The 11,803-nt window shown below is 62.5% G+C and carries 12 protein-coding genes; 5 read left to right on the top strand and 7 right to left on the bottom strand.

The window, feature by feature from the left end:
* Positions 1-86 precede the first annotated feature (86 nt).
* Both FHJ30_RS06290 and FHJ30_RS06285 read left to right on the top strand, forming a co-directional pair.
* Positions 87-1,313, top strand: a complete 1,227-nt coding sequence (locus FHJ30_RS06290) for a serine/threonine-protein kinase (protein ID WP_139028454.1) — start codon at positions 87-89, stop codon at positions 1,311-1,313.
* A complete protein-coding gene (locus tag FHJ30_RS06285) occupies positions 1,310-1,798 on the top strand; it encodes a hypothetical protein (RefSeq protein WP_139028453.1) in 489 nt (162 codons plus the stop codon). Before FHJ30_RS06290 ends, FHJ30_RS06285 begins: the two co-directional genes overlap by 4 nt.
* Before the next feature lie 37 nt (positions 1,799-1,835).
* Here FHJ30_RS06285 and FHJ30_RS06280 read toward each other — a convergent pair whose 3' ends face one another.
* Positions 1,836-2,759 carry a LysR family transcriptional regulator gene (locus tag FHJ30_RS06280; RefSeq protein WP_139028452.1) on the bottom strand — a complete coding sequence of 308 codons (924 nt, stop codon included), beginning with the start codon at positions 2,757-2,759 and terminating at the stop codon, positions 1,836-1,838.
* A gap of 83 nt (positions 2,760-2,842) precedes the next feature.
* On the opposite strand from FHJ30_RS06280, the gene FHJ30_RS06275 reads away from it, so the two are divergent.
* Entirely contained in the window at positions 2,843-3,766 is a 924-nt protein-coding gene (locus tag FHJ30_RS06275; RefSeq protein ID WP_240793620.1) for a DMT family transporter, read from the top strand.
* 85 nt (positions 3,767-3,851) lie between these two features.
* On the opposite strand, the gene FHJ30_RS06270 is transcribed toward FHJ30_RS06275, so the two are convergent.
* Positions 3,852-6,071 (bottom strand): NADP-dependent isocitrate dehydrogenase, encoded by a 2,220-nt coding sequence (locus FHJ30_RS06270; RefSeq protein WP_139028451.1) that lies wholly within the window; start codon positions 6,069-6,071, stop codon positions 3,852-3,854.
* A 322-nt stretch (positions 6,072-6,393) separates the two neighbouring features.
* Here FHJ30_RS06270 and FHJ30_RS06265 point away from each other — a divergent pair, with 322 nt between their 5' ends.
* Positions 6,394-7,359, top strand: a complete 966-nt coding sequence (locus FHJ30_RS06265) for a serine protease (RefSeq protein WP_139028450.1) — start codon at positions 6,394-6,396, stop codon at positions 7,357-7,359.
* A complete protein-coding gene (locus FHJ30_RS21325) occupies positions 7,343-7,513 on the top strand; it encodes a hypothetical protein (RefSeq protein ID WP_171058946.1) in 171 nt (56 codons plus the stop codon). The genes FHJ30_RS06265 and FHJ30_RS21325 overlap by 17 nt, the downstream gene beginning before the upstream one ends.
* 362 nt (positions 7,514-7,875) lie before the next feature.
* Here FHJ30_RS21325 and FHJ30_RS06260 read toward each other — a convergent pair whose 3' ends face one another.
* The 5 genes from FHJ30_RS06260 to FHJ30_RS06240 form a co-directional block, all read right to left on the bottom strand.
* The gene (locus tag FHJ30_RS06260) at positions 7,876-8,313 is read right to left on the bottom strand and encodes a peptidase M56 BlaR1 (RefSeq protein ID WP_139028449.1); all 438 of its coding nucleotides are present in this window, start codon (positions 8,311-8,313) and stop codon (positions 7,876-7,878) included.
* Complete coding sequence (locus FHJ30_RS06255; protein ID WP_139028448.1) at positions 8,310-8,762, bottom strand: hypothetical protein; 453 nt, start codon at positions 8,760-8,762, stop codon at positions 8,310-8,312. The genes FHJ30_RS06260 and FHJ30_RS06255 overlap by 4 nt, the downstream gene beginning before the upstream one ends.
* Positions 8,763-8,856: 94 nt before the next feature.
* Positions 8,857-9,618 (bottom strand): hypothetical protein, encoded by a 762-nt coding sequence (locus FHJ30_RS06250; RefSeq protein ID WP_139028447.1) that lies wholly within the window; start codon positions 9,616-9,618, stop codon positions 8,857-8,859.
* Complete coding sequence (locus FHJ30_RS06245) at positions 9,615-10,202, bottom strand: RNA polymerase sigma factor (protein ID WP_139028446.1); 588 nt, start codon at positions 10,200-10,202, stop codon at positions 9,615-9,617. The genes FHJ30_RS06250 and FHJ30_RS06245 overlap by 4 nt, the downstream gene beginning before the upstream one ends.
* Before the next feature lie 84 nt (positions 10,203-10,286).
* The gene (locus tag FHJ30_RS06240) at positions 10,287-11,567 is read right to left on the bottom strand and encodes an IS110 family transposase (RefSeq protein ID WP_240793619.1); all 1,281 of its coding nucleotides are present in this window, start codon (positions 11,565-11,567) and stop codon (positions 10,287-10,289) included.
* Between the last annotated feature and the right edge of the window lie 236 nt (positions 11,568-11,803).

Raw genomic sequence — 11,803 nt, 5'->3', positions numbered from 1 at the left:
CAAAGCATCATCGATCCCCGGTTCCACCAACCCGCCCGTATAATTTGAGGTACGACAGTGCCGCAGCGCACCGGGAGGAACGGGTCATGGTGGCGGAATCGCCTAGCTCCATCAAGAATGAAGTGCTCGGCGGACGTTATCGGTTGGGTGAGGTTATTGGCCGCGGCGGTATGTCGTCGGTCTACTGTGCCCGGGACGAAAATCTGGGCCGGGACGTAGCACTTAAGCTTTTCGCACCGCAGGCACCGGATGCCGACGAACTGAAACGCCAGGAAGCAGAAATCCAGCTTCTTGCCACCCTGAACCACCCGGGACTGGTGACACTTTTCGACGCCGGGATCGATACCCGGATACCGGACGAACCCCGCCCGTTCCTGACCATGGAACTCGTGGAGGGCCAGGACCTCAGGAGCCGGATCCGGCACAGCACGGTTCCCCTTGAGGAGTTGGCCGTCATCGGCGCGGGTATCGCCGACGCCTTGGCCTACGTTCACGGACTCGGCATCATCCATCGGGACATCAAGCCCGGCAACATCCTGCTGGTCCAGATACGCCCCGGTGAACCCCTGCGGCCAAAGCTCACAGACTTCGGCATCGCACGGATTGTTGATTCAACCCGGCTGACCGCCACCGGGACCATGGTTGGCACTGCCGCCTACCTCAGTCCCGAGCAGGCATTGGGCCAGCCCCTCGCTCCGTCCACGGACATTTATTCGCTGGGCCTTGTGCTGCTCGAATGCATCAAGGGCACCGTGGAGTACCCGGGCAGCGCGGTGGAATCGGCGGTGGCGCGGCTGCACCGCGCACCTGAAATTCCCGAGGACCTGCCGTCAGAATGGGCCAACCTCATCCGCTCCATGACCGCCATCGAGCCGCTTGAACGGCCGGCGGCCGCCGACATCGAGACTGCCTTGCGCCAGGCTCTGGTGTCGCCCGCGTCAACGCCCGGGGAACTTGCGCCCGAAACGACTCGGGTACTGCCGGCCATGCCGTTCCGCCCTCCCTCCATCACTGCGGAGGAATCGGTGGAGGAGATCCGGGAGGCCGCCGAACCCGGTGCTGCCGCTGCCGGGGATCAAGGACCGGCCCGCCCAGCGGACGCCCTTAACCGCGACCGCGCGAAAGGCATTAAGCCCAGGACCAAACGGTTCTGGCTGGCCGCCATCCTTGCCCTTGTAGTGGTTGTGGCCGCCGTAGCGGCAGTGATGATGACCTTGTCTGCCCAGTCCACGCCCGACGTCGTGCCCTATCCCACGGTGACCGGGGTCCTCGGTGAGCATCTGGAGGAACTCCAGAAGAGCGTGGAGCCGTGAGGTCGCTTTCCAGCCGCGGACGCCAGGCCGTGCTGGGATTTTCGACCGTCCTGCTGGCAGCGGGACTGCTGACCGGCTGTGGCACAGCGGATACGGGACTCCGCCGTGAAGCCGCGCGGCAGCTGCAGGCCCGCGTGCTTGAGGTAACCCAGGCTTCGTCACAGAACAATCCCGTTGCCGCACTGAAGGCACTCGAAGGGCTGGAGGCTGAGCTGGAGGCGGCGCAAGCCGACGGCAGGATCTCGGAAGAGCGGCGCCGCAGCATCACCACGATCGCCACGGCAGTTCGCGCGGACCTTAATGAGGCCATCGCGGCTCAGAAGGCTGCCGCGGACAAGGCCGCCGAAGAGGAACGGATCGCCAAGGAATCAGCGGCTGCCCAGGCCAGCGCCCCGGCCGTCGAAACTCCCGCACCGGCTCCTGCGCCCGCCCCTGAAGGCAGTAACAGCAAGAGGGACAACGCGGGCAAAGGCAAGGGAAACTGACGCGAGTACCTTTAGCGCCGTCACGAGGCTGCGGTGCTCAGGCCTTCCCGCGGGCGGGAGCGGTATCCGGCAGCGCCGCGGCCTTCCCTGTGATCTGGCCCAGGACCGCGGCGAGGGCGGGCCAGGTGCTGTTGCCGCGCCGCGTACGCGCATAGGCACGCAGCCGGACGTCGGGGGTGTTCAACGGAACAAGGGCGACGCCGGCCCGCGGTTCCCGGTCGGCAGGCAGCAGGCCCACGCCCATCCCGGCCAGGATGAGGTCCTCCACCAGTTCAAGGCTGTCCGCTTGGTGCCTCACCCGCGGCTCGAAGTCCCCCATCGATGCGAGCAGCCTGAGGACATCCTCGTCCGCCCTGTTCCGTGAGTTCCCGATCCAGTCGCGGTCCCGGAAGGACGCGAGGACTTCGGGTGCGCTCCCGGCAACAGGTGCGGCCACCTCGGGAACGCCAAGGCTCCAGGGGGTGCTCCACAAGTGGACGGAATCGAAGGCGACGCCGGTGCTGTCCGGGGCCAGGTTGTAGTCGTAGGTCAGGGCCAGGTCCACGGAATCATCGGCAAGCAAAGCGAGGGCTTCTGCAGGCTCGTGCTCCCGGACTTCCAGCTTGATGCCGGGGTGGCTGACGGCAAGCTCCTCGACGATGGGCATCAGGATCTTGCGTACAGCCGTCACGAAGCCGGCAACCCTGACTGTTCCCGCAGGCTCAGCACCCGGGTCCAGCTCCGCAGTGGCAGCATCCACCGCGGCCAGGATGGTCACCGCGTGATCGGCGAGGCGCCGCCCGGCGGGGGTCAGCCGCACGCGCCGGCCGTCAGGTTCCAGCAGCGCGGCGCCGGTTTCCCGCGCGAGCGCGGCGATCTGCTGGGAGACGGTCGACGTCGTGGTGCCCAGTGAATCTGCAACGTTTCGCATGGAGCCCTGCCGGGCCAGCTCAAGCAGGACTTCCAAGCGTCGCGTTTCCATACAGCTATTGTCCATAATTTGCGGACAATATGTGAAGAATTATCACGTGGACGTAGACGGTTGCGGTGGGGTCTACTGGCCCCATGCCATTTCCACAACAACACCTCAGCGGCGCACGATCCGGAACCGCCATGGCCGGAGCCGCCATGTGCTGTGTCCAGTTGGGCCTGGCCGCCTCCGTGGGACTGTCCGATCGCCTCGGCTCCGACGGCGTGGCATGGCTGCGCCTCACGTGGGCGGCACTGATCCTGGTGGCCTTCACGCGCCCGTGGCGCTCCCGGTTCAGCCGCCGTGGTTTGGTCACGTGCGTGCTGCTCGGCCTGGTCACGGCGGGCATGACGCTGATGTTCATGGCGGCCGCCGTCCGGATCCCGCTCGGCACGGCCAGCGCCCTGGAGTTCCTGGGGCCACTTTCCGTGGCGGTCATCCGCGGGCGCAGGGCGGGACGCTGGTGGGCACTTGTTGCCGCCGCCGGGGTGGCAGCCCTGACCGAGCCGTGGCACGGCGCAGCCGACCTCACCGGCGTCCTCTTTGCCCTCGGCGCCGCCGGCTGCTGGGCGGGCTATATCCTCCTGACCCAGCGCGCGGGCGACGAAGTAAACGGCCTCCAAGCACTGGCAGTTTCCATGCCGGTGGCCGCGATGGCGACCACCCTGTTTGTAGGGCCGGCAGCAGTGGCACACCTCGACTGGCAGTTGCTCCTGGTGGGCGCTGGCCTTGCGCTGCTGATGCCCGTGATCCCCTTCAGCCTCGAACTGCTCGCGCTGCGCCGCTTGAAGGCCTCCGCATTCGGAACACTGATGAGCCTGGAGCCTGCCATCGCCGTCGTGATTGGATTCCTGGTCCTGGGGCAGCTGCCCGGCGTGGCCGCCGTCCTGGGCATCGTGCTGGTGGTCGCGGCAGGGATCGGGGTGACGCTTCACGCCGGCAGGGAGAGTCCGGCGGCCTTTGTCGTTGCGGACGACGGCGGTCCGGAGGCGGCAGAGAGGGCGCCTGCCCGTTCCTGAACAGGTGACGAAAAGAGGCGGCGCCCCGGACGTTGAACAGTTCAACTCCGGGGCGCCGCCTCTTTTGCGTCGCGTAGTGCAGGTCCTAGCTCAGGGTAGCCAGGACCTTGTTCAGCGTGGCGGACGGACGCATCACGGCCGAGGCCTTGGCGTCGTCCGGGTGGTAGTAGCCGCCGATGTCCACCGGCGAGCCCTGCACCTCGGCCAGTTCGCCAACGATCGTTTCCTCCTTGGAGGAAAGCTCTCCGGCGACGGAGCTGAAGGAGGCGGCCAGGTCGGCGTCGTCCGTCTGCTTTGCCAGCTCCTCGGCCCAGTAGCGGGCCAGGTAGTAGTGGCTGCCGCGGTTGTCCAGCTCGCCGGCACGGCGGCTCGGGGACTTGTTCTCCAGCAGGAAGGTGCCGGTGGCACGGTCAAGGGTGTCCGCCAGGACCTGGGCGCGCTTGTTGTCCGTGGTGGTGGCCAGGTGCTCGAAGCTGACGGCCAGGGCCAGGAACTCGCCCAGGCTGTCCCAGCGCAGGTGGTTTTCCTTGAGCAGCTGCTGGACGTGCTTCGGGGCGGAGCCGCCGGCGCCGGTTTCGAACAGGCCGCCGCCGTTCATCAGCGGAACAATGGAGAGCATCTTGGCGCTGGTACCCAGTTCAAGGATGGGGAACAGGTCCGTGAGGTAGTCACGGAGGACGTTGCCCGAAACGGAAATGGTGTCCTCGCCCTTGCGGATGCGCTCCAGGGTGAAGGCGATGGCCTTGACCGGGGACATGATCTGGATGTCCAGGCCCTCGGTGTCGTGCTCCTTGAGGTACTCGTTGACCTTGGCGATGAGGTTGGCGTCGTGGGCGCGTTCCTCGTCCAGCCAGAACACGGCCGGAGTCTGGGAGGCGCGGGCCCGGGTGACGGCCAGCTTGACCCAGTCGCGGATGGGCAGGTCCTTGGTTTGGCAGGCGCGCCAGATGTCGCCGACAGAGACCTGGTGCTCGATCAGGACGTTCCCGGAGCCGTCAACGATCTGGACGGTGCCGGCTTCCTGGATTTCGAAGGTCTTGTCGTGGCTGCCGTATTCCTCGGCGGCCTGGGCCATGAGGCCCACGTTCGGCACGGTGCCCATGGTGGTGGGGTCGTAGGCGCCGTTGGCGCGGCAGTCGTCGATGACCACCTGGTAGATGCCGGCGTAGGAGCTGTCCGGCAGCACGGCCAGGGTGTCTGCTTCCTTGCCGTCCGGGCCCCACATGTGGCCGGAGCTGCGGATCATGGCGGGCATGGAGGCGTCCACGATGACGTCGCTGGGGACGTTCAGGGTGGTGATGCCCTTGTCCGAGTCCACCATGGCCAGGGCGGGACCTTCTTCGAGGCCCTTCTTGATCAGGTTCTGCACGCCTTCGCGGACATCCTCCGGCAGGTCCTCCAGGCTGCTCAGGATGGCGGCCAGGCCGTTATTCGGGCTGATGCCGGCGGCGGCGAGCTGCTTGCCGTAGGTCTCAAAGAGCTGGGAGAAGTAGGCCTTCACCACGTGGCCGAAGATGATGGGGTCCGAGACCTTCATCATGGTGGCCTTGAGGTGTGCAGAGAACAGCACGCCCTCTTCCTTGGCGCGTGCAACCTGTGCCTTCAGGAACTCGTCCAGGGCGGCGGCGCGCATCACGGTTCCGTCGATGACCTCGCCGGCCAGGACCGGGAATGCCTTCTTGAGGACCTTCACGGAGCCGTCTTCGCGGACCAGCTGGATGGCGATGGTGCCCTCGGATTCGATGACAACCGACTTCTCATTGGAGCGGAAGTCGTCCTGGCCCATGGTGGCCACGTTGGTCTTGGAGTCCGGGGTCCACGCGCCCATGGAGTGCGGGTTCTGGCGTGCGTAGTTCTTGACGGACAGCGGTGCACGGCGGTCCGAGTTGCCTTCGCGCAGGACCGGGTTCACGGCAGAGCCCTTGATCTTGTCGTACCGCGAGCGGATGGCCGTTTCCTCGTCCGAGGACGGGTTGTCCGGGTAGTCCGGGAGGGCGTAGCCCTGGCCCTGCAGTTCGGCAATGGCTGCCTTGAGCTGCGGGATGGAGGCGCTGATGTTGGGCAGCTTGATGATGTTGGCTTCCGGCGTCTTCGCCAGCTCACCGAGTTCAGCAAGGGCGTCACCGATCTGCTGCTCGGGGGTCAGGTAGTCACCGAAGACGGCGATGATGCGGCCGGCGAGCGAAATGTCGCGGGTCTCCACCTCCACACCTGCTGTCGAGGCGAACGCCTCGACGATGGGCAGGAACGAATAGGTAGCCAGCATCGGCGCTTCGTCGGTGTGGGTGTAGATAATCTTGGACATGCGCGGGCGTCTCCCTGTGGGTCGGCTTGGTTGTGAAAAATTCGGTCTATTTCACCACCTACAACTTACCCGAGGACACGGATTTGAACCCTACCGGGACCGCAGAGTTACCCCCGGCACCCGGAGGATTACAGCGATGGAGAATGTCCGACGGCGGCACGCACCCAGGCGGCAGGCCGCCGTCGCGCTTTTCATCCCGCGGCTGACGCCGACGGCCGTACATGATACGTCACTCCTATTTACATACCTGTCATATGACGATAAATTCGCAAGGTCAGTCAAGGCCCTCCGGGGGCCATTTCCCCGTTCAGACAGGACAACAATGACACGCACCAGGTCTCTGGCTTCCGGCATCCTGAGCCTCTCGGCCGCTGCCGTTCTGGCACTTACCTCCGCCGGCGGGGCCACCGCTGCACCCACTGCGACCGAGGATGACAAGAATCCCTCCGTGACCAGTGCGATCCTTGAGACTACCGGCGTGGCCGATTACTGGACCGCTGACCGGATGCGCAGCGCAATTCCTGGCGACGTCCTCGCCGGCAAAGCACTTGAACGGGGCAACCGCTCGAGTGACGCCACGGTGGAAAAGGGCAACGACACCAAGGTCAAAGCCACCAAGGGCAGGGCCACGATCGCCCAAAGCGAAACCCCGGTGAGCCACATCGGCAAGGTGTTCTTCACCATGGGCGGCGCAAACTACGTCTGCTCCGGCAACGCCGTGTCCTCGCCCAACAAGAGCACCGTCTCCACGGCAGGCCATTGCGTGAACGAGGGTCCCGGCGCGAACGCCACCAACTTCGTCTTCGTCCCGGCCTACCAGAACGGCGCTGCCCCCTACGGCAAGTGGACGGCCAAGGCCCTCTACTCCCCCACCGCGTGGAGCAAGAACGGTGACATGGCCTACGACACCGGCTTCGCCGTCATGAACCCGTTGAACGGCCAGACCCTCACTGCAGTGGTGGGCGGGTCCGGCGTTGCCTTCAACCAAGCGTACGGCCTCACTTACAAGTCCTTCGGCTACCCTGCGGCAGCGCCCTTTAACGGCGAGACGCTCAAGAGCTGCACCGGCACAGCCAGCAAGGACCCCTTCAACCCGCAGTTTGGAACCCAGGGCATCCCTTGCGACATGACCGGCGGTTCCTCCGGCGGCCCGTGGTTCATCGGCACCTCGTCTTCCGGCGTCCAGAACTCCGTCAACAGCTACGGCTACAGCCGCTCAGCCGTGATGTACGGCCCCTACTGGGGAGCCGTCATCCAGAAGACTTACGCCAGTGCCTCAACGTCCTAAGGACGTTCCCGGCCCCGATTTCGTCAGCCACGCGGACCTGGACCAGACGCACCAGGAGATCCTCGAGTACTGGACAGCGCAGCGGATGGCGGAGGCCAAGCCCCGGGAGCTGCGCCTTCCGGAACCCGGACCGCCTCCAGCCGACCAGGACTAAGCCAGCAGAACAACGACGGCGCCCGTCCCCTTCTTGAGTTTTAGCGGTCGTTGCAACACCCATAGATGCTCCTATAGACGTCAAATCTGAGCTAGTGGCGTGGCGCACCATTAGGTCAAGGGAAGTAGGACACCCGAGGGACGAGGTAGGGACCGAAGCCTGCAGGCTTCGGTCCCTACCTTGCTTGGACTCGTTTAGTTGGATTGGCCCTCGGTGCCGACTATGTCTTCCTGCCGGCGGCCTAAAACTAGGTCCGCCAGTACCGCTGTCCTGATCAAAGACTGCTGACTAAGAACCAAACGAGCAACAGAAAGAGTACTGCGAGCCCATTATGCGCTTCGCAGTACTCTTTCGTGAATATCTTATCTTCCCTTCTTTTCCGCACCCTTGATTTGCTCGTCGGTGGGTACGGATAGGGTAAATACACCTATCTTTTGTTTTCCATCTACGGCAAATAGGTCAATGGTCCATGACCTGCCGGCGTGTGCTTTCTGCCATGCGATTACTTCACTTGGATTCTTAAACTCCGGCTGATAGTGAAGATCCTTAGCGAATACGTAGCCTTTTGTCCCGTCATCGCCAACGGCTGAAATTAGGTCTGGCTCTGTTTCCCTGGAGATGGCCTCCGCGGCCGAACCGAATGTCAGTCCAGATTCGTTGCGCTCGTACTCCGGTGCTGGCGCTGAGTTCAGATTGGACGACGCACCCTGCACCGCCACGGCTGCGGTAGCCCCGAGTGAAAGAGAAGCGATGATTCCAAGGGCGAACATAAAGCGTGAGATCTTGAATTTCATGGTCATACCCCCGGGATATTTTCGGTACGTGGAGCGTAATAGTAGCTGTAGCCGCCGCCGTTGTACGAGGCTGTGACTGCATATCCGTAGTAGTAGCTGGGCAATGCGCAGCCGCTTCCTTGCGTTGGAACTGAAAGCCCGCTGGATGCCACGTCGTTATAGTAGAAGCCGGACTCCTTGCATAGCTCCCCAGTTGCCAAAAAGAGCCTTGCATTGACCTGCATGTAGCCAACCGGAACTGTGCCCGACCCGTTCTTGAAGATCCCTCCAACCGCATACGTCCGATCAGTCGCGAAAACTCCTGAATAGTTGCCGTAGTTGTAGCCGTAGACGGGACCGTAGTAGCCGTATCCGCTGTACCCGGCGTTTGCAGCGTTTGCACCAATAAACCCCATAAAGCCTACGACGAACGCTGTGAACGTAGAAATAGTTAGTCTTCGTGCAGAAGTATTCAAAATCTTCCCCCCGGCCGATTTAACCCACGAATGTGATGGTTAGAAGCTACATCTAGAGTCAACGGAGGGCAAGCGCTTTGTAAAGATGATTTATTTAACGACCGCTTATGAATTCTCCCACGACTGTTTCACCTTCTTTGTCGTAGACGGGGATCGGCTTGCCGCGATGCTCATCGATCCACGCCATGGCTTCCTCGGGGCTGCTGAACTTCTTTCCCTCGACGTTCCCGTTCGCTTCGTTCAGATCTTTTTTGTATACGTAGCCTGATTGTCCTGATGTCGCGGCAACCGCAATGAGGTCAGGCTCACCAAAATCATTGATAACGCCGTAGGTTTCACCTTTAGCGTTGCGTTCCCACGGAAGAATTTCTTCGTTCACGTACTTGGCGGTGATCTTCCACTGAGTTTCCGGTTCAGTAGTGATGCTTATATGGTCCAAGCCAGGAGTGTACGGCACGCTGTAGATCGAGTCGCTAAGCGCACCGCCGAGGTCTGCGGTGGTACAAGATGAAGTGGCCCCATCGGGATAGATGAAGCTGCCAGGAGTGAGGCAGGTTAGTTGCAGCTGGACGGCGGTAGTTCCCTCAGGCGGAGCCCCCAAATCCATAGTGGCGCTGCCTTTGTAGGTGGCCTCAACTGCCGCCCCCAGAGGAGTGACTTTTTCTCCGCCGGGCAAGACAAATAGGCCGGCAGCCGCAGCACCAATACCAGCGAGACCCACAACTCCCGTGACCGTGCCCGTGCCCCAGAGCAGGGCGCGGCGCCGGTTCTTCGAGCGGGCGGTTTGTTCGACCCGTGTTGCGAGTTCTTCCTTGAGTGCTTTGCTGAAGCGTTCGTCGAATTTGAGGCCACTCATTGGGTCTTTCCTTCCAGTGCTGGAACTTGAGTGTGGGCGATGGCTAGTTTCATGCGCTGACGGGCTCTGTGCATGCGGCTCTTGGCAGCGGAAGGAGTTATTTCTAAGACCTCCGCGGCAGTGGCTATTGGGTACTCCTCGAAGACCACCAGGGATATTAGTAGCTGGTCTTGACGATTGAGCGAACACAGTGCATCGGCGAGTTCCTTGTCAAGAGTGTCCTGGGGGCTATAGACGAGAAACTCCTCACTCGCATCAGGTGCGTCACTCATTCGGGGGAGGGACTGGATCAGCCTCTGGTGCCTGCGAATCGCACGATTGCTATTACGCGTCAGGTTCGTCGTCGCAACCAATAACCAAGGAAGAACTGAACCATCAACGAGGCGCACCCGGTGCCGCAGTCGCCACAACTCTAGGAATGCCGTGGCGGTAATGTCCTCAGCGTTCTGGCGATGTCCCGCAAGACGATACGCATGGCGAAAGACACGATCTCGGTGACGGTCAAACAGCGAAGTGAAGGCCGCTCCGTCGCCGCTGACACTGCTCTTCCACAGCTGATGTTCGTCGTGGTTAAAGTTCCCCATACCCTGTATTGTCCGGGACCTGCCGGAAAGGTTTCTCTCTGGGAGAAGTATTTTTTTGAATAGCAAAAGGAGGGGTCTGCACTGTCAGAACCTGGTATTTCGCTGAAGGCAGCCATGGGTGAGAAGTGCGCCTTTTTGCAGACTTTCGCTAGTGCCAGTTCGGTCGATCAGCCATTGACGGTAGGTAGAGGCGAGGAGGTCATTACGGATGAGGCCTCGTTCCAAGCGGGAAATGATGGAGGGCCAGTGGCCAAGTTCACGGGCTGCGGTTGTGATGGTACAGCCGAGTGCCGTGCGCCTCTGGCGCAGATCCGAGTTGTCGGGGGCTGCTTGGGGGTTGGTGATCTGGCGGTAGATTTCCCGTGCTGCGTAGCGTTTGAGGCAGCGCATGATTTCCCGTTTGCTCTTGCCCTCCGCGGTGCGTTTGGCCACGTAGTTCTTTGTCCGTTGGCATGAGGCCATGCGGACCAGGACGACCTGATAGAGGGCGTGGTTGGCGTTGCGGTCGCCGCCTCTACTGAGCCGGTGGCGGGTTGTCTTGCCGGATGAGGCTGGTACCGGGGCGACCCCGACCAGCGAAGCGAACTGGGCTTCGTTCTCCAGGCGGTCCGGGTTGTCGCCGACGGTGACCAGGAGTTGGCTGGCTACTTCGGTTCCGACACCTGGAAGGTCGCAGAGCATCGGAGCATAGCTATCGAGGATTTCCTTGAGTGCTGAGTCAGCAGACGCGATTTCTATTCCTAGCGCGTGGCACCGGGCTGCCAACGCCTTGAGCGTCAAAAGGGTCACGTACTCGGGGTCGGCCGTGTGTCCAGAAGGCCTGGTTCGCTGCAAAGCGGCGATCAAAGCGGCGGTGGGTAGCGCCCGGTATTTGGCCCGGACTTTGTCCGGGGCCGAAACGAGGAGGGCCTTAATCTGGTTGATGGCTGCTGTGCGGGCCTTGACTGCTGATGCGCGCCCGGAACGTAGGATCCGCAGGCATTCAACGGGACCGTCCTTGGCCTTAGGAATCGCCGTCGTCCGTCCCTCGAGTACCGACTTGGCGGCCTGGTAGGCATCCAGCGGGTCGGACTTTCCCTTGAGTCGCCGCGCGGCCCGGTTTGGGCGGTTAACCTCCAGCACGTTCATCCCTTCACCCCGGAGGGTTCTGGCGAGCTCGGCACCGTAAGATCCGGTTCCTTCGACCCCGACGGCCATGACGGTTCCGTAGGAGCTGATGAAGTCCAGAATTTTCCGGTATCCGGATCCCACGGCCAGGAATTCCCTGTCCGCGAGCGGTTTGCCATGTTCATTGATGACGGCCACGTGGTGTGTGTCGGAGTGGGTGTCGATACCCGCGATGACATTCGTTGTTTCGGTTGCCAAGATGGAAATTGCCCCTCAGTCGAGATCCATGCTGATTGATCGGGCGCGGGCCAGGTGGGCAGACAAAACGGTAATGGGACTGGTCGTATCAGGCTCCTATGAGGTCATGTCCGCCTGGCTCGACACCCCTTTAAACGGACCTTGAGCCGGCGGACAGATCGTCGGAAAGACAGTGCCGCCAAGCACGTCAAGTTTTGGCTGGGTCACGCCGGCTCAAGGACTGTTCCAGTATTACC

Source organism: Arthrobacter sp. BB-1, assembly GCF_006151685.1.
In the GTDB taxonomy this organism is placed as follows: Bacteria; Actinomycetota; Actinomycetes; order Actinomycetales; family Micrococcaceae; genus Arthrobacter.
Note: the sequence above shows the minus strand (reverse complement) of the source record. Positions and strands in the feature narration are given on the sequence as shown.

What these genes read in the sequence shown, in the direction of transcription:
- FHJ30_RS06265 (WP_139028450.1), top strand. Translation starts at nt 6,394, where the DNA reads ATGACACGCACCAGGTCTCTGGCTTCCGGCATCCTGAGCCTCTCGGCC.
- FHJ30_RS06245 (WP_139028446.1), bottom strand. Translation starts at nt 10,202, where the DNA reads ATGGGGAACTTTAACCACGACGAACATCAGCTGTGGAAGAGCAGTGTC.
- FHJ30_RS06250 (WP_139028447.1), bottom strand. Translation starts at nt 9,618, where the DNA reads ATGAGTGGCCTCAAATTCGACGAACGCTTCAGCAAAGCACTCAAGGAA.
- FHJ30_RS06280 (WP_139028452.1), bottom strand. Translation starts at nt 2,759, where the DNA reads ATGGAAACGCGACGCTTGGAAGTCCTGCTTGAGCTGGCCCGGCAGGGC.
- FHJ30_RS06290 (WP_139028454.1), top strand. Translation starts at nt 87, where the DNA reads ATGGTGGCGGAATCGCCTAGCTCCATCAAGAATGAAGTGCTCGGCGGA.
- FHJ30_RS06270 (WP_139028451.1), bottom strand. Translation starts at nt 6,071, where the DNA reads ATGTCCAAGATTATCTACACCCACACCGACGAAGCGCCGATGCTGGCT.
- FHJ30_RS06260 (WP_139028449.1), bottom strand. Translation starts at nt 8,313, where the DNA reads ATGACCATGAAATTCAAGATCTCACGCTTTATGTTCGCCCTTGGAATC.
- FHJ30_RS06275 (WP_240793620.1), top strand. Translation starts at nt 2,843, where the DNA reads ATGCCATTTCCACAACAACACCTCAGCGGCGCACGATCCGGAACCGCC.